Origin of the sequence: Rhizobium sp. BK619, from assembly GCF_014195245.1 — a bacterium.
GTDB lineage: Bacteria > Pseudomonadota > Alphaproteobacteria > Rhizobiales > Rhizobiaceae > Rhizobium > Rhizobium acidisoli.
In genome coordinates, this window is sequence record NZ_JACIBH010000002.1 from 25,852 (window position 1) to 44,159 (window position 18,308).

The 18,308-nt window shown below is 62.8% G+C and carries 11 protein-coding genes; 7 read left to right on the forward strand and 4 right to left on the reverse strand.

Annotated features, from left to right (window positions below):
• Positions 1–175: 175 nt before the first annotated feature.
• From ahcY to trxA, 7 genes are all read left to right on the forward strand, one after another.
• Positions 176–1,576, forward strand: a complete 1,401-nt coding sequence (gene ahcY, locus FHX14_RS03580; protein WP_184376306.1) for an adenosylhomocysteinase — start codon at positions 176–178, stop codon at positions 1,574–1,576.
• A 203-nt stretch (positions 1,577–1,779) separates the two neighbouring features.
• On the forward strand, positions 1,780–4,365 hold the full coding sequence (locus FHX14_RS03585; protein ID WP_184376308.1) for a PAS domain-containing sensor histidine kinase: 2,586 nt from the start codon (positions 1,780–1,782) through the stop codon (positions 4,363–4,365).
• Positions 4,362–5,873: a tRNA (adenosine(37)-N6)-threonylcarbamoyltransferase complex ATPase subunit type 1 TsaE gene (gene tsaE / locus FHX14_RS03590; RefSeq protein WP_184376310.1), complete on the forward strand. Its 1,512-nt coding sequence runs from the start codon at positions 4,362–4,364 to the stop codon at positions 5,871–5,873. The genes FHX14_RS03585 and tsaE overlap by 4 nt, the downstream gene beginning before the upstream one ends.
• Positions 5,874–5,886: 13 nt before the next feature.
• Entirely contained in the window at positions 5,887–6,618 is a 732-nt protein-coding gene (locus tag FHX14_RS03595) for a nucleotidyltransferase family protein (RefSeq protein ID WP_184376312.1), read from the forward strand.
• A gap of 3 nt (positions 6,619–6,621) precedes the next feature.
• On the forward strand, positions 6,622–9,816 hold the full coding sequence (gene addB / locus FHX14_RS03600) for a double-strand break repair protein AddB (protein WP_184376314.1): 3,195 nt from the start codon (positions 6,622–6,624) through the stop codon (positions 9,814–9,816).
• Positions 9,809–13,360: a double-strand break repair helicase AddA gene (gene addA, locus FHX14_RS03605; protein ID WP_184376316.1), complete on the forward strand. Its 3,552-nt coding sequence runs from the start codon at positions 9,809–9,811 to the stop codon at positions 13,358–13,360. Before addB ends, addA begins: the two co-directional genes overlap by 8 nt.
• Positions 13,361–13,431: 71 nt before the next feature.
• Positions 13,432–13,752: a thioredoxin gene (gene trxA / locus FHX14_RS03610; RefSeq protein ID WP_003589503.1), complete on the forward strand. Its 321-nt coding sequence runs from the start codon at positions 13,432–13,434 to the stop codon at positions 13,750–13,752.
• A 76-nt stretch (positions 13,753–13,828) separates the two neighbouring features.
• On the opposite strand, the gene FHX14_RS03615 is transcribed toward trxA, so the two are convergent.
• From FHX14_RS03615 to trpB, 4 genes are all read right to left on the reverse strand, one after another.
• Complete coding sequence (locus tag FHX14_RS03615; RefSeq protein ID WP_184376318.1) at positions 13,829–15,181, reverse strand: folylpolyglutamate synthase/dihydrofolate synthase family protein; 1,353 nt, start codon at positions 15,179–15,181, stop codon at positions 13,829–13,831.
• A 27-nt stretch (positions 15,182–15,208) separates the two neighbouring features.
• Entirely contained in the window at positions 15,209–16,114 is a 906-nt protein-coding gene (gene accD, locus FHX14_RS03620; RefSeq protein WP_184376320.1) for an acetyl-CoA carboxylase, carboxyltransferase subunit beta, read from the reverse strand.
• 129 nt (positions 16,115–16,243) lie between these two features.
• The gene (trpA, locus tag FHX14_RS03625; protein WP_184376322.1) at positions 16,244–17,083 is read right to left on the reverse strand and encodes a tryptophan synthase subunit alpha; all 840 of its coding nucleotides are present in this window, start codon (positions 17,081–17,083) and stop codon (positions 16,244–16,246) included.
• A gap of 3 nt (positions 17,084–17,086) precedes the next feature.
• A complete protein-coding gene (trpB, locus tag FHX14_RS03630) occupies positions 17,087–18,307 on the reverse strand; it encodes a tryptophan synthase subunit beta (RefSeq protein WP_184376324.1) in 1,221 nt (406 codons plus the stop codon).
• Position 18,308: the final 1 nt, after the last annotated feature.

The following is an 18,308-nucleotide window of genomic DNA, read 5'->3' on the forward strand; positions in this document are numbered from 1 at the left end:
ATGTTGCATCGAACTTGCTTCATGCGACACGCTTCAGCTCTCTTTTTTGTGCATGTCGTCATCCCGGACCCGCTGCACACGTCCGGGCGGCCTGTATCAGGACACGGCCCATCCATCGCGCGGTCATTTTCGCGCCTGCGCCAATTTTGAGACGTTTTTCAGCCTGGAGGCCTCTATGAGCACTGAAAAAGATTATGTCGTCGCCGATATCGGGCTTGCGGATTTCGGCCGCAAGGAAATTACGATCGCCGAAACCGAAATGCCGGGGCTGATGTCCTGCCGCACCGAATTCGGCCAGGCAAAGCCGCTGAAGGGCGCGCGCATCACCGGCTCGCTGCATATGACCATCCAGACGGCCGTGCTCATCGAAACGCTGGTTGCTCTCGGCGCCGAAGTTCGCTGGGCCTCGTGCAACATCTTCTCGACGCAGGATCACGCCGCTGCCGCGATCGCTGCCGCCGGCGTTCCTGTTTTCGCCATCAAGGGCGAGTCGCTCGAAGATTACTGGGTCTATACCGACAAGATCTTCCAGTGGGCCGATGGCGGCCTTTCCAACATGATCCTCGATGACGGCGGCGACGCCACCATGTACATCCTGCTCGGCGCCCGCGCCGAAGCCGGCGAAGACGTGCTGTCGCATCCGCATTCCGAGGAAGAGGAAATCCTCTTCGCGCAGATCAAGAAGCGCCTCGCCGCTTCGCCTGGCTGGTTCACCAAGCAGCGCAACGCGATCAAGGGCGTCACCGAGGAAACGACGACCGGCGTCAACCGCCTCTACCAGCTCAGCCAGAAGGGTCTGCTGCCTTTCCCTGCGATCAACGTCAACGATTCCGTCACCAAGTCGAAGTTCGACAACAAGTACGGCTGCAAGGAATCGCTGGTCGACGGCATCCGCCGCGGCACCGATGTGATGATGGCCGGCAAGGTTGCCGTCGTCTGCGGCTACGGCGACGTCGGCAAGGGTTCTGCCGCTTCGCTCTCCGGCGCCGGCGCCCGCGTCAAGGTAACCGAAGCCGATCCGATCTGCGCCCTGCAGGCTGCTATGGACGGTTATGAAGTCGTGCTGCTCGAGGACGTCGTTTCCTCCGCCGATATCTTCATCACCACCACCGGCAACAAGGACGTCATCCGCATCGACCACATGCGTCAGATGAAGGATATGGCGATCGTCGGCAATATCGGCCACTTCGACAACGAAATCGAAGTTGCAGCACTTCGCAATCTCAAGTGGACCAACGTCAAGCCGCAGGTCGACCTGATCGAATTCCCCAAGGGCAACCGCATCATCCTTCTTTCCGAAGGCCGCCTGCTCAACCTCGGCAACGCCACCGGCCATCCGTCCTTCGTGATGTCGGCCTCTTTCACCAACCAGACGCTGGCGCAGATCGAGCTCTTCACCAAGCCCGATCAATATTCCAACCAGGTCTACATCCTGCCGAAGCATCTCGATGAAAAGGTCGCGCGCCTGCATCTCGACAAGCTGGGCGTGAAGCTGACGCAGCTTTCCGAAGAGCAGGCTGCCTATATCGGCGTCTCGCCGAAGGGCCCGTTCAAGTCAGACCACTACAGATATTGATCTGATCGTTAATATCCACAAGATGTAGAAGCCGCGGCATTGACAAATGCCGCGGCTTATTTTTTGGGCGCTCCCTTCCCGCCGATTCCCATCCGAAGTATTGTTTTAAGACTTGATTCGTGGCGTCGGACCCTGTCCGGCCGCTCCGGAAATGGGATGTCTTGTCGTAATGCGGCACATTGAAGGACGGAGACATACCGCGGATGTCGGAACTGAAACACAGCCTGCCCGGTCAGGCGGATGATGGCGCTCGCGCCGGTCGCCGCCCGCTGATGGCAGGCCAAGAACAGCAATCTGCAACGGCACACGAGGCCGCAAAGCAAGAGCATGGATCATTGGCGCGCTTTCTGAAAGCCTGCGCGGCCGGCACGGCGCTTGCCGCGCTGGCGCGGCCGGTTCTGGCACAGACGGAGCAGCAGGCAGCGGCAGCGGCTCACCTCTTCACATCCTCGCAGGTCGTCGGCGTTTCCGTCGTCATCGGCGTGATATCGGCAGCACTGCTTTCGACATTGTGGCTGGTGCGCCAGCGCGGCAATCTGGAAAGCGAGAGCCGGGAAATCCGCTCGGCGCTGTCCGATGCCCAGCAGCGCATTTCGCAATACCAGGCGCTGATCGCCGACAAGAACCGGCGCATCGTCATCTGGGACGGCAATGCCCGTCCCGAACTGCTCGGCCAGCTTCCGCCCGAGACCGGCGCGCCGCAGGACGGCGAATTCCTGGCCTTCGGCCTCTGGCTGAAGTCACGTTCGGCCGCCGATCTGGAAAAGGCCATCGATCGGCTGCGCGACGGCGCACAGAGCTTCGACATGGTGGTCGAAACCATCCGCGATGAAATCCTCGAGGCGCAGGGCCGAGTTTCCGGCGGCCGCGCCTTCGTCCGTTTCGTGGCGCTCAACAATCTGCGCGCCGAGCTTGCGGAACTGAGGATCGAGCGCGACCGGCTGATGACCTCGATCTCGGCCTTCCAGACCATGCTGGACGCGATCGACATGCCGGCCTGGCAGCGCGATCCCGCCGGCCGCCTCACCTGGGTCAACCAGGCTTATGGCGAGGCCGTCGAAGCGCGCTCGCCGCAGCAGGCGATCAATGAAGGCCGCGAGATGCTGACCACCGTGGCGCGCGAACGCATTCGCGCGACGGTGACGCCGGAATCGCCCTTCCACGACACGATCTCGACGGTCGTGCACGGCAACCGCACCTTCTTCGATGTCGTCGACGTCAGGCTTCCCGGCGGCTCGGCCGGCATCGCAATCGATGTGTCCGACATCGAGGCGGTGCGCGCCGAGCTGGAAAGGACGCTGAAGAGCCATGCCGAAACGCTCGACCATCTCGCCACGCCGGTCGCGATCTTCGACGGCGACCGCCGGCTGCAATTCTACAACCAGGCCTTCGTCGCCCTCTGGGAGCTGGATATCGCCTTTCTCGAAGGCCGGCCGGACAATAGCGAGTTGCTCGAGCGGCTGCGGGCAGCCAAGAAGCTGCCGGATCAGCTCAACTGGAAGAGCTGGAAGGAAGCGGCCCTTTCCGTCTATCGCGCGCTCGACACGCAATCCGACCTCTGGCACCTGCCGAACGGGCAGACATTGCGCGTCTTTGCGACCGCCCATCCGCAGGGCGGCGCCACCTGGGTGTTCGAAAACCTGACCGAGCAGGTCGATCTCGAAACGCGCTACAACACGCTGGTCAAGGTGCAGGGCGAAACGATCGACCATCTTTCCGAAGGTGTGGCGGTGTTCGGCCCGGATGGACGCATCCGTCTGTCGAACCCGGCCTTCCGCGCGCTGTGGGGGATTACCGAAACCGAAGCCAAGCCCGGCACCCATATCCGCGCGCTGGGCGAGGCTTGTGCGCCATCCTACGACCGGCCGGACGGCTGGAAGGCGTTCGCGGAACTGATCACCAGCTTCGACGATGAACGCCGCTCGGGCCAGGGAACGCTGGAACTCTTCTCCGGCCTCGTGCTCGACTACGCCATCATCCCGCTGCCGAATGCGCAAACCATGCTGACCTTCGTCAACATGACGGACAGCGTGCGTGCTGAGCGGGCGCTGACCGAGAAGAACGAAGCGCTGCGCAAGGCCGACGAGCTGAAGAACGACTTCGTCCAGCACGTCTCCTACGAGCTGCGCTCGCCGCTGACGAATATCATCGGCTTCACCGACCTGCTGCGCACCCAGGGCGTCGGACCGCTGAACGAACGGCAGGCCGAATATATCGACCATATCTCGACCTCGTCCTCGGTTCTCTTGACGCTCGTCAATGACATTCTCGACCTTGCGACCGTCGATGCCGGCATCATGCGGCTGAACTATGCAGATATCGATCTCAACGACCTGCTCGACGACGTCTCGATGCAGATCGCCGATCGCCTGCACGAGAGCGGCGTGGCGCTCGAAATCACCGCGCCGGCCTATCTCGGCTCGATCGTCGCCGATCCGCAGCGGCTGAAGCAGATCCTGCTGAAGCTGCTTTCCAATGCGGCGAATTTCTCGCCCGAGGGCACCTCGATCTCGCTGGAATGCCATCGCGAAGGCACGGATTTCGTCTTCTCCGTCAGCGATCGCGGCCCCGGCATCTCACCCGATATGATCGCCACCGTCTTCGATCGTTTTGCGACCGGAGCAAAAAGCGGTAAACGCGGCGGTGCCGGCCTCGGCCTCTCGATCGTCGACAGCTTCGTCAGCCTGCATCATGGCGACGTGACGATCGATAGCGAGCCGGGCAAGGGCACGACCGTCGTCTGCCGCATTCCCTCGGTCGATATCCCGCATTCCGCTGCCGCCGAATGACGACCGGCGACACGATCTCGCTTTTCCTGAAGGACGAAGCCGCGACCATCCGCTTCGGCGAAGACCTGGCGCTCGCCCTGAAAGCCGGCGATTGCCTTGCCCTTTCCGGCGATCTCGGTGCGGGTAAATCCTCGCTCGCCCGGGCGATCCTGCGCGCCATGGCCGATGACGAGGGGCTCGAGGTCCCAAGCCCGACCTTCACGCTGGTGCAATCCTACGATCTGCGCTTGCCCGTTTCGCACTTCGATCTCTATCGGCTCGGCGATCCGGCCGAACTGACGGAGCTTGGATTCGACGAAGCCCTGGAGAACGGCATCTGTCTCGTCGAATGGCCCGAGATGGCTGAGGGCGAACTGCCGGCCGATCGTATCGCACTGAGGCTGGACCATGACGGCAGCGGCCGCCGGGCAACGATCAAAGCCGCAGAGCCGCAGGCCTCACGCATCCGCAGGGTCCTGGCGATCCGCGCCTTCCTCGACGAAGCCGGCTATCCCGAGGTCAAACGCCGCTTCCTGACCGGCGATGCTTCGCTGCGCGCCTATGAAGCGATCTATCCGGACGGTGGGCCGCGAAAAATACTGATGGATTGGCGCCCGCATCCCGAGGGACCGCCGGTCTATGACGGCAAGCCCTATCCCAAGGTCGCGCATCTGGCACAAAACGCCTATCCTTTCGTTGCGATTGCCGATGCCTTGCGCGAGCGGGGTTTTGCGGCGCCGGAGATTTATAAGGTCGATTATGAGCAGGGGATCCTGCTGATCGAGGATCTCGGCAGCGAAGGCGTGCTCGATGAGGACGAAAGGCCCATCGCCGAACGTTACCGGCAAAGCGTCGCCTGCCTTGCCCATCTTCATTCCATGCAGATCCCGCAGCATATCCCGGTTTCCCAGACGCACACGCATCACATTCCGGACTTCGACCGCACGGCAATGAGGATGGAAGTGCAGCTTGTGCTCGATTGGCATATTGCCTGGAAGCGCGGCACACCTCCCACCGATATCGAACGGGCGGAGTATCTGGCGATCTGGGACGCGCTCATCGACGAGCTCGCGACAGCCGAGAAGAACTTGCTGCTGCGCGACTTCCATTCGCCTAATATCATCTGGCGCGACGAGAAAAGCGGTGTTGGCAAAATCGGCCTGATCGACTTCCAGGATGCGATGATCGGCCCGACTGCCTATGACCTCGCCTCCATCGTCCAGGATGCGCGGGTCACGATCGAACCGGCGCTCTTCCGGCAGCTGATGGATGATTATCTCACTCTTCGCCGCGCCCAGGGCGGCTTTGACGAAGCCGGATTCATGAAAGCCTGGGCGATCATGTCGGCGCAGCGCAATTGCAAGCTGGCCGGTCTCTGGGTGCGGCTGTTGCAGCGCGACGGGAAGCCCGGCTATCTCAAACATATGCCGCGAACGCTCGCCTATCTCCAGGTCGCGTTCGAGCACGAAGCGCTTGCCCCCTTGCGCGATTGGTGCGCAAGGGCTGGAATAGGCCAAAGCGAATCATAAATTCCGGATCAGCATGACCATCAGACAAGCCATGGTACTGGCCGCGGGTCTTGGGACCCGCATGCGCCCAATCACCGACACGATCCCGAAGCCGCTGGTGAAAATCGACGGCAAGCCGATGATCGACTATACGCTGGATATGCTGGTTGCGGCCGGCGTCGAACGGACCGTCGTCAATGTTCACCACTTTGCCGGCCAGATGCTCGACCATCTCGAGGCCTATCGCGGCCTCGAGATCATCATCTCGGACGAGCGGGAAGCGCTGATGAATTCCGGCGGCGGGCTGGCGAAGGGTCTGACCCTGCTCGATCGCGACAACGTTTTCGTCATGAATGCCGATCTCTTCTGGATCGGAGAACAGCCGGGACGGCCGACGAACCTGCAGCGCTTAGCCGGATTCTTCGATGCCGAGCGCATGGACATGGCGCTGCTCTGTGTAAGGATCGAGGATACGACGGGTCACAACGGCAAGAACGATTTCGGCATGGCGGCTGATGGCCGGCTGACTCGGTATCGCGACGATCCATCCAATCCCGTCGTCTATGCCGGCGCGATCGTCATGAACCCGTTGCTGCTCGACGACGCGCCGCAGGATGCGTTCAACCTCAATATTTATTTCGACAAGGCGATCGCGCGCGGGCGGCTTTTCGGTATGGTGCTCGAAGGCCACTGGCTGACGGTGGGAACGCCGGAGGCGATCGGCGAAGCGGAGGAAACGATCCGCAGGTTGCGGACGTTCGCGTGAGATATGGCGGAGCGGCACCAGCCACGCATTCTGACGATCCCCGCGGGCCTCTCCTTCCTGAAAACGCTGGCGACGACGCTTTGCGACGGCCGGCTGACGCCGCTCTTCCGGCATGAGGCCGATGATCCGCTGTCGCTTTCCAGGGTAACGATCTACCTGCCGACGCGGCGCGCCGTGCGCGTGCTGCGTTCGGAATTCGTCGACCTGCTCGGCGGCCGCTCGGCGATCCTGCCGGTTATTCGTCCCCTCGGCGAAACCGACGACGACAGCGGCTATTTCGACGAGGCGCTGCCGGCAACGATCGATCTCGCCCAGCCGCTGTCGAATACCGCCCGCCTGCTGGAGCTTGCGCGCCTCATTCTCGCCTGGCGAAACAAACTGCCGGAGATCGTCCGCCACATTCATTCGGATTCGCCGCTCGTTGCGCCGGCAAGCCCGGCGGATGCGATCTGGCTCGCCCGCAACCTCGCCGAACTGATCGATTCGATCGAGACCGAAGACCTCGACTGGTCGGAACTGTCGAAACTCGACACCGGCGATTACGCCGCCTGGTGGCAGCTGACGGCGGAATTCCTGCAGATCGCCAGCGCCTTCTGGCCGGAGCGGCTTTCCGAACTCGGCAAATCCTCGCCGGCGCGGCACCGAAACGCCATTCTGCGGTCCGAAGCAAAAAGGCTTTCGGCGACGAAGCCCACCGGGCCGATCATCATCGCCGGTTCGACGGGTTCCGTTCCTGCCACCGCCGACCTGATCGCCGCGGTCGCCAATTTGCCCGAGGGCGTGATCGTGCTTCCGGGCCTCGATCTTGCCATGCCTGAAAGGCACTGGCTGATGGTGGCGCCGGAGCTTTCCCCCGGCCAACATGCCAATCCCGCAAGCCGAAGCCACCCGCAATATGGCCTGTCATCGCTGCTCAAGCGGCTGAAGCTCACGCGTGCCGACGTCACCCTGCTCGACAGGCCGGAAGCCGATCTTGACCGGCGCGCCGAAATCCTGTCCCGCGCCCTCGTGCCGGCGGAGGCGACCAGCGATTGGGGCGCCTGGAAGAGCGAGCTGCCGGAGGGCGCGTTTTCTTCAGCTTTCGCCGATGTTTCGCTGATCGAAGCCGCCAACGAGCGCGAAGAAGCAACCGCGATTGCCATTGCGCTTCGGCTGGCACTGGAAAGACCGGGGCAGGACGGCGAAAGCCGGGCGGCGCTGATCACGCCGGACCGCAATCTCGCCCGCCGGGTGATGGCCGAGCTTTCCCGCTTCGGCATCCTCGCCGACGATTCGGCCGGTACACCGCTTGCGGCCACGCCGCAGGGCACGCTTCTGCAATTGCTGCTGGAGGCGGCGCTGCGCCCGGGCGATCCGGTGGCGATCGTCTCGCTGCTCAAACATCCGCTGGCCCGTTTCGGCCTCGACCGCGCGGCATTGATTTCCGCCACCGAGACGCTCGAGCTGCTGGCGCTGCGCGGCGGTGTGGCGGAGGTGGATATCAGCAGGCTCGAACCGCTGCTCACCCATCAGCTTGCCGAACAGGCTGGGGACAGGCACGCGCCGCAATGGCGAAAGGCACTTGCGCCCGACGCTGCCGAGGCCACTTACGACCTTGCCCGCCGGGTCACACAAGCGACCGAGCCGCTGGCTTCGGCCCTGATGCGGCACCGGCCGGAAGATCGCGGGAGGACGACAAGTTTTACCTTGTCCGAATGGGCGGAGCGCACCGGCCGCTCGCTTGAAGCGGTGGCGGCCGATCCGCATGGCAATCTCGCCGATCTCTGGTCGGGTGAAGCCGGCGATGCGCTCGCCGCGCTGCTCGGCGAAGTGATCGACACCAACGGCCAGATGGAGGCCGACGGGCCGCAATGGATCGACATCATGGCAGCCCTTGCCGCCGGGCATGCGGTGAAGCCGCGGGCGCTCAGCCATCCCCGCCTCTTCATCTTCGGCACGCTGGAAGCCCGCCTGCAGAGCGTCGATACGATGATCCTCGGCGGCCTGAACGAGGGCACCTGGCCGGGGCAGACCGCCAACAATCCCTTCATTCCGCGCATGATGAAGACGGAGATCGGCCTCGAGCCGCCGGAACGGCGCATCGGTCAGCTGGCGCATGACTTCGAGATGGCGAACGGCACGCGCCATCTGATCTATTCGCGCGCGCTGCGCCAGGGCTCGACGCCGACGGTCGCCTCGCGCTGGCTGCAGCGGCTGCTGGCGCTTGCCGGAGAGGCCTTCGAAGCGGAATTGAAGGGACGCGGCAACCGCTTCCTCCAATGGGTCGGCCTGATCGACCGGGGCGAGGCCCAGGCCCCGGCGCAGCGGCCCTCGCCGAAACCGCCGCTGACCCTGCAGCCGACATCCTATTCTTTCAGCGAAGTCGGACGGCTGCGCCGCGACCCTTACGCCATCTATGCCCGTCGCATTCTGCGGCTCGATCCCGTCGATGCGTTCAACCGCGATCCAGGAGCGGCCGAACGCGGCACGCTCTACCACACGATCATCGACCGGTTCATTCGCGAAGCCCATGTCGCCGGCACGCCGGATGCGGCAGCGGCGATGGAGCGCATTCTTTCCGAGCTCTTCGACATGGAGCAGCTGCCGCCGCATATCGATGCCGTATGGCGGCCGCGCTTTCGTGCTGTGGCCGGCGCCTTCCTCGACTGGGAGGCCGGACGGCGGCCCGGCATCCGCAAGACGCTGACGGAGGTGCGGGGCGGCGTCGAACTGGAAACGATCAATATCCGGCTCAACGGCGTTGCCGACCGGATCGACGTCACCGGACCGCATGCCGCCGATATCATCGACTACAAGACCGGCTACAATCCCTCGCCGGCGCAGGCACGGGTGCTTCTCGATCCGCAGCTTGCGCTCGAAGCGGCAGCCTTGCGCGACGGCGCCTTCCGCGATGTCGGCAGCCTCATTCCGCAGGACCTGCTCTATGTACGCCTACGTCCGGGGCGCCGCTTTCAGGTCGACACCGTCAACAATGAGAGTTCGGCGCGCAGCGACAAGGCGAAATCGGCGATGGATCTCGCCGAAGAATCGATCGATCAACTGGTCAAGTTCGTTAGCTTGCTGCAATCCGGCGAGAAGGGCTTCACCTCGCGGCTGATCCCGGCACAGCAATTCGATTTCGGCGGCGATTATGATCACCTCGCCCGCGTCTCCGAATGGTCGACGGCAGAAACCGAGGAAGGCGGCGGCGATGAGTGACGTGACCGCGCTTCCCAATGACGATGATCCGGGTGCGTGGATCGGCTGGACGACGATCCAGCAGGCGATCGCATCCGATCCCGAGCGGTCCGCATGGGTCTCGGCCAATGCCGGCTCCGGCAAGACGCATGTGCTGACCCAGCGCGTCATCCGTCTACTGCTTGCGGGTGCGCGGCCTTCCGCCATTTTATGCCTCACCTATACCAAGGCCGCCGCCTCCGAAATGTCGAACCGTGTCTTCGAACGGCTGGCGGACTGGGTGGTGCTCGACGATGAAGACCTTAGCCGGCGGATCACCCAGATCGAGGGGGCGGCACCCGACGGAATAAAGCTTGCCGAGGCCCGCCGGCTGTTTGCGAAGGCGCTGGAGACACCGGGCGGACTGAAGATCCAGACGATCCATGCCTTTTGCGAGGCCTTGCTGCATCAGTTCCCGCTGGAGGCCAATGTCGCCGGGCATTTCTCGGTTCTCGACGACCGCGCGGCGGAAGCACTGCTGTCCGATGCGCGCCGGGCACTGCTGACGGCGACCGCGCCGGCGGGAGACAGCGGCCTTGCCGAGGCATTCGCCTATGTGCTCGATCTCGGCGACGAATCCGGCCTGGAAAACCTGCTCGGCGACATCGTCGCCAACCGCAACGCCATCCGTCATTTCACGGCAACGGCCGCACGACAGGGCGGCATAGAGGCGGCTCTGCGCGAAAGACTGGGCCTTGCCCCGGATGACACGGAGAGCCGAATCGCGGCGCAATATTGGCCGTTGCCGGAGCTTTCCGGCGCGATGCTGGAGCTTTATCTGTCGCTTGCCGATCAGAAGGGCGGCGCGAAGGCGCAGGAAGTTGCCTACGGTCTCAGGCTTGCCGGGCGGGAACGCGATGACGCAAAGCGCGCCGAGTTTCTCGAGAAAATCTTTCTGACGGTGAAGGGCGAGCCGAAGGCGGATTCACAATTCACCGTCAAGGCCATGCTAGCCGAAGCGCCACAGCTGGCGGGCGCCATCGCCGCTGCCCGCGCCCATGTCGCTGCAAGCCGCGACCGGCTGAAACTGATGCGGATGTATGGCGCGACCTATGCCGCGCTGGTGCTGGCAGAGCGGCTCAATCACGACTATGAGGAGCTGAAGAAGCAGCGCAGCCAACTCGATTTCGAGGATCTGATCACCCGCACCGCCGACCTGCTGACGAAAAGCGGCGTCGGCCCCTGGATCCACTACAAGCTCGATCGCGGCATCGATCATATCCTCGTCGACGAAGCGCAGGATACCAGCCCGATCCAGTGGAGCGTCATCCAGTCGCTCGCCGAGGATTTCTTCTCCGGCGAAAGCGCCCGGCCGGTGGTGCGCACGCTCTTTGCCGTCGGCGACGAGAAACAATCGATCTATTCCTTTCAAGGCGCCCGGCCCGAGCGTTTTTCCGAGGAGAGCGACCGGACGCGGCGGCGCGTCTCAGACAGCGGGCAGAGTTTTTCCTCTGTGCGGCTGCCGCTTTCCTTCCGCTCGACCGCCGATGTGCTTGAGGCCGTCGACCATATTTTCAGGGAACCCGACAATTCGCGCGGCCTCAGCGCGCTCGGCGAACCGGTCGTGCATCGCTCCAGCCGCATCGGACATCCCGGCGCCGTCGATCTCTGGGAGATGGTCGCGCCTGAGGCGGCGGTCAAGGAAGAGGACTGGACGGCGCCCTTCGACGCAACGCCCGAAAGCGCGCCGGCCGCAATCCTGGCGCGGCGGATCGCCCATTCGATCGGCGCGCTTGTCGGCCGCGAGACGATCGTCGACAAAGGCCGGGAGCGTCTGATCGAAGCCGGCGACATCCTGGTGCTGGTGCGCAAGCGCGACGCCTTCGTCAATGCCTTGACGCGCGCCTTGAAACGCCGCGGCGACATTCCGGTCGCCGGTGCCGACAGGCTGGTGCTGACCAGCCATATCGCCGTGCAGGATCTGCTGGCGCTCGGGCGCTTCCTGCTGCTGCCGGAGGACGATCTCTCGCTCGCCGCCGTGCTCAAGAGCCCGCTTTTCGATCTTTCCGAGGACGACATCTTTGCGATCGCCGCGCTACGCGGTGACAATGAGAGCGTCTGGAACCATCTCAAACGCTTCGCCGCCGACGGCACCGAGCGTTTCCGAGTGGCCGTGGAGAGGCTGGAGCTGTTCCTTCGTCAATCCAGAAGCCTGTCGGTTCATGATTTCTATGCGCGGGTGCTGGGCAGCCATGGCGGGCGGCGGCAATTCCTTGCCAGGCTCGGCACCGAGGTCAGCGATATCCTCGACGAATTCCTGACCTTTACCCTCGACCACGAGAGCTCCGGCCTTCCCGGGCTGCAATCCTTCATCTCGACGCTGGAACTCGAAGCCCCGGTGGTCAAGCGCGAGCAGGACAAGGGGCGCAATGAAGTTCGGATCATGACGGTGCATGCCTCCAAGGGTCTCGAAGCACCGATCGTCTTCCTCGTCGACGGCGGTTCCAAGGCCTTTACCCATACCCATCTGCCGAAGCTTCGCCTGATCGAGACCGATGCCGACGAGCCGCCGATGCCCGTCTGGGTTCCCGTCTCCGATCTCGCCAATTCGCTGACCCAGAACGACGCCGTCCGCATCCAGATGCTGGCGGAGGAAGAATATCGCCGATTGCTCTACGTCGCCATGACGCGTGCCGCCGACCGGCTGGTGGTCTGCGGCTATCGCGGCGTGCGTCTCAACAACGACACCTGGCATATGATGATTTCGACGGCACTGCGCGACGACCATCCGCATGTGGAAGCGACGACATTCTCCAGTCCCGATGGGGAATGGCCGGGCATCAAATGGCGTGTGCCGCGGGTGGAGCGAAGCTTCGAGCGCATCGACCGCAGCCAGGAGCGCGACAGCGAGGAGAGGCTGCCGGACGGCCTGTTGCGGCCATTGCCGCCGCAGGCCGAGCTGCCCCGGCCGCTCAGCCCCTCCGGCGCCGGGACGATCATCGACGAAGACGAGGGCGGCTTGCTTGTCGTTTCGCCGCTGTTTGCCGAGAAGGAGCGGAGCGATCGGTCGCTGGAGAAGGGCCGGCTGATCCATCGCATGCTGCAGGCGCTTCCCGAAATTCCGCCTGCCGAACGGGCCGATGCCGCAAGTCGCTATGCCGAACGGGCGGCGCGGTTCTGGCCGGAAACCGAACGCCGCAAGCTGGTCGATTCGGTTCTGAAACTATTGGACGAGGAGGGTCTGCAGGCCGTCCTCAGTAACGAGGCCCAACCCGAAGTCTCGATCATGGGAACATTGACGCTTGAGGACAGGCGCTATGCCGTCTCCGGCCGCATCGACCGGCTTGCCGTCCTTGCCGATCGGGTCGTCATCCTCGATTACAAGACCAATCGGGTGCCGCCGGTGACAGAGGCAGCTATTCCCTTGGCGCACCGGGCGCAGCTGGCGATCTATCGCGAGATACTGGCGCCGCTCTATCCCGACAAGCCTATCGAGTGCATGCTTGTCTATACCGAGAACGCCTCGCTCTACACGCTGAGCGAAAAGGCGCTCGGTTTGGCGCTTGCAGCGGTCAAGACAAAGTGAAATACCGGACATTGAAAATTCGGCACCGCACCATCACATGTGGTTCAACACCCGAGGTAAAGGAGCAGCCCATGGCTACCGTGAAAGTCGATATCAACAATTTCCAGTCGGAAGTTCTGGAATCCGCAGAGCCTGTCGTCGTCGATTTCTGGGCTGAATGGTGCGGCCCGTGCAAGATGATTGCGCCGAGCCTTGAAGAAATCTCCGTCGAGATGGAAGGCAAGGTCAAGGTCGCTAAGCTGAATATCGATGAGAACCCGGAACTCGCCGCACAGTTCGGTGTGCGCTCCATTCCGACGCTCGCAATTTTCAAGGGCGGCGAAGTCGCCGATATTTCTGTCGGCGCTAAGGCGAAGACCGCGCTTTCGAACTGGATTTCCAGCGCCGCCTGATATCGCCCAATTCACATCGACGAAAAAGCCCGGCTTCGACCGGGCTTTTTTCATTTCGTATTGTTCATTTCACCGATCACTTCGGAGGCGTGCCGTTGTCGGAAAGCACATCGCCGACGAGATAGAGAGAACCGCCGACGAGGATGCGCGGGGGTACCCCCTCCGGATCGAGGACTGCTTTTATGGCTTCCAGCGCATCGCCGACCGTCGACATCGGTTCGGCAACCAGGCCGGCATCATAGGCGGCGTTCGACAAGATCACCGGGTCGATCATCGCATCGCTGTTGCGGATCGGCACGCAGAAAACCTTCTCGACCAAGCCGGCAAAGGCCTTGAAATAGCCGACCGGGTCCTTGGTGTTGATCATGCCGATGATCAGGAAAAGCGGCCGGGACTGGCGCTCTTCGAAATTGGCCATGGCTTCGGCAATCACTTCGCCGGCCCCGGGATTGTGCCCGCCATCGATCCAGATCTCGGCGCCGGCGGGTGCGTGTTGCAGCAGCCGGCCTTCGCCGAGGCGCTGCAGCCGGCCCGGCCATTCCACCGAATTCATCGCCTTTTCCATCATCGTCTCGGTAACGGTGAAGCCCGCCGCCTTGACGGCGCGGATGGCAGCGGCGGCATTGGCATATTGATGGCGGCCGGGAAGGCGCGGCAGCGGCAGGTCGGCCAGACCGAATTCGTCCTGATAGACGAGCCGGCCATATTCCTCATGCGCCATGAAATCCTGCCCGAAGACGGCGCTCGGGCAATGCAGCCGTTCGGCCGTCGACATCAGCACGTCGAGTGCGGCGTCATATTCCTGGTGGCCGATGACGACGGGAAGTCCCGGCTTCATGATGCCGGCTTTTTCGGCGGCGATCAGCTCGACCCTGTCGCCGAGATAGGGCTGGTGATCCAGCGAGATCGGCATGATCACCGAGACCGCCGGATCGGAAATGACATTGGTGGCATCGAACCGGCCGCCGAGGCCGACTTCGATGATCGCGGCATCGGCCGGCTGTTCGGAAAACAGGATGAAGGTGACCGCCGTCAGGATTTCGAAGACGGTGATGTGCTGTCCGGCATTGGCATCGGCCACACGGCGCAAGGCCTCGGCAAAGACGGCGTCATCGACAAGCTGCCCGCGGCCGCCCGCCACACCGATGCGATAACGCTCGTGCCAATTGACGAGATGCGGCGAGGTGTGAACATGGGCGCTGTAGCCGCCGGCTTCGAGCAGAGCGCGGCAGAAGGCGGTGACCGAGCCCTTGCCGTTGGTGCCGGCGACATGGATCACCGGCGGCAGTTTCCGGTGCGGATTGCCGAGTTGATCGAGAAGACGGGTGATGCGATCGAGAGACAGATCAAAACCCTTGGGATGCAATCCCATGAGCTTGTCGATCTCCTGTGCTGCCTCACTCACCGCGGTTTGGCCTCTGGGTATCAATTCGGCACCCCGCCTGCTTATCGGTTATCAGGCGCTCGCTGCCAGAGCGATCGCGCCGCTATTCATGTCGTTCGCCGCTGACACCGGCTTCTTCGTCAGGATCTTCAGCACACGCGCCAGCGTTTCCGGAATATCGTGACGTTTGACGACCATATCGACCATACCATGCTCCAGCAGATATTCGGAGGTCTGGAAGCCTTCGGGCAGTTTTTCGCGCAAGGTTTGCTCGATGACGCGCTTGCCGGCAAAGCCGATTTCGGCGCCCGGCTCAGCCAGATGAATATCGCCGAGCATGGCATAGGAGGCCGTGACGCCGCCTGTGGTCGGATTGGTCAGGACGACAATATAGGGCTGACCGGATTCCTTCAGCAGGTCGACGGCAACCGTCGTGCGCGGCAGCTGCATCAGCGACAGGATGCCTTCCTGCATGCGCGCGCCGCCGGAAGCGGGGAACATTACCAGCGGGCACTTTTCAGACGTCGCACGCTCGAACGCCTTGACGATGGCCTCGCCGGCAGCCATGCCGAGCGAACCGCCGATGAAGTTGAATTCGTGCACGACCGCCACGAGTTTCAGTCCCTGCACCTTCCCGAGGCCGGCGAGGATGGTATCCTCCTGTTCGGTCTTCAGGCGGCTGTCGCGCAGCCGATCGCTATATTTCTTCGAATCGCGGAATTTCAGCGGGTCCTGGGCGACCTTCGGCTGCGGCAGCGATTCATAGTCGCCGTTGTCGAACAGATCGGCCAGGCGGGCCTTGGCGGGCATCTTCATATGATAGCCGGAGGCCGGAATAACCCATTTGTTGCCTTCCAGATCCTTGTGGAAGACCATTTCGCCGGTTTCCGGGCACTTGATCCAGAGGTTCTCCGGCACTTCGCGACGGCCCAGCATGGAATTGATCCGCGGGCGAACGTAGTTGGTGATCCAGTTCAACTCGAATACTCCTGATTGACTAAAGCGCGTCACGATCTTTCAAGATCGCTTGCCAGCTTTGGGTCTTTGTGTTCCCGCTAAACCGCTGCACAGTTTTGCGCGACATGCTTTGACACCAATGTGGGCAAACTATTCGGCAGCAACAAGGCGCGCCGAACGTGTTCCCGTGGAAAGGCCGCGCACCAGCGTGGCAACGGCCTGAACCGTGTCCGCCGTCGCCTTGCCGTCACTCGTCAGGCTGGTCGCGACCTGATTGACAATGGCGGTGCCGACGACGACGCCATCGGCCGAAGCGCCGATGACCTTTGCATGTTCCGCCGTCTTGACGCCGAAGCCGACGCAGACGGGCAGTTGCGTGTGCTGCTTGATGCGTTCGACCGCGCCCGAAACCAACGACGGATCCGGCAGCGCCGAACCGGTGATGCCGTTCATCGAGACGTAATAGACGAAGCCGGACGTGTTTTTCAAAACCTTCGGCAGGCGCTTCTCATCCGTCGTCGGCGTCGCCAGGCGGATGAAATTGATGCCTTTGCGGATCGCCGGAATGCAGAGCTCGTCGTCCATCTCAGGCGGCAGATCGACGACGATCAGGCCGTCGATGCCGGCAGCAATCGCATCGTCGAGGAATTTCTCGACGCCGTAAATATAGATCGGATTGTAGTAGCCCATCATCACGATCGGCGTCGCGTCATCGGATTTGCGGAAATCGGCCGCCAGCTGCAACGTCTTCTTCAGCGTCTGGCCGCCTTTCAGCGCACGCTGGCCGGCGAGCTGAATCGCCGGGCCGTCAGCCATCGGATCGGAAAAGGGCATGCCGAGCTCGATGATGTCGGAGCCTGCTTCCGGCAGCGCCTTCATGATACCGAGCGAGGTATCGTAATCAGGATCGCCGCCCATGAAATAGGTCACAAGCGCCGGACGGCCCTCGGCCTTCAGCTCGGCAAAGCGTTTGTCCATGCGTGCGGTCATGTCTTACAGTCCCATTCCCAGAATCTTGCCGACGGTGAAGATATCCTTGTCGCCGCGGCCGGAGAGGTTCATCAGGATGATCTCGTCCTTGCCCATCTTCGGCGCGCGCTTGATCACCTCGGCAATCGCGTGCGAGGGCTCGAGCGCCGGGATGATGCCTTCGAGGCGGGTCAGGGTCTGGAAAGCTTCCAGCGCTTCGTGATCCATGATCGGCACATAGTCGACGCGGCCGATATCGCTGAGCCAGGAATGCTCCGGGCCGATGCCGGGATAATCGAGACCGGCCGAAATCGAATGGCCTTCCTTGATCTGGCCGTCGCCATCCTGCAGCAGATAGGTGCGGTTGCCGTGCAACACGCCCGGCGAACCGGCGGTGATCGACGCGCAATGTTCGTCGCCCTGCAGGCCCTTGCCGCCGGCTTCGACGCCGACGATCTTGACGGAGGAATCGTCAAGGAAGGGGTGGAAGATGCCGATCGCGTTCGAACCGCCGCCGACGGCAGCGATGACGAGATCCGGCAGGCGGCCTTCGGCTGCCAGCATCTGCTCTTTCGCTTCGGTGCCGATCACCGACTGGAAATCGCGGACCATCTCCGGATAGGGATGCGGACCGGCCGCCGTTCCGATCAGGTAGTAGGTATCCTCGACATTGGTGACCCAATCGCGAAGCGCCTCGTTCATCGCGTCCTTCAGCGTGCCGCTGCCGGCCGTCACCGGCTTGACCTCGGCGCCGAGCAGCTTCATGCGGAAAACATTCGGCGCCTGACGCTCGACGTCGGTGGCGCCCATATAGACGACGCAGGGCAGGCCGAAGCGGGCGGCAACGGTGGCGGAGGCAACACCATGCTGGCCGGCGCCGGTTTCGGCGATGATCCGGGTTTTCCCCATGCGCTTGGCAAGCAGGATCTGGCCGATGCAGTTGTTGATCTTGTGCGAGCCGGTATGGTTCAGCTCCTCGCGCTTGAAATAGATCTTCGCGCCACCGAGCTCGGCCGTCAGCCGCTCGGCGAAATAGAGCGGGCTCGGGCGGCCGATATAATGGGCGCCGAGATGCTTCAATTCGGCCTGGAATGCCGGATCGTTCTTCGCCTTGTTCCACTCGTCCTGCAGATCGAGAATCAAAGGCATCAATGTTTCGGCAACGAAACGACCGCCATAGATGCCGAAGCGGCCGTCTTCATCAGGCCCGGAACGGAAGGAATTCGGTTTAGGCGTTTCGTTCACT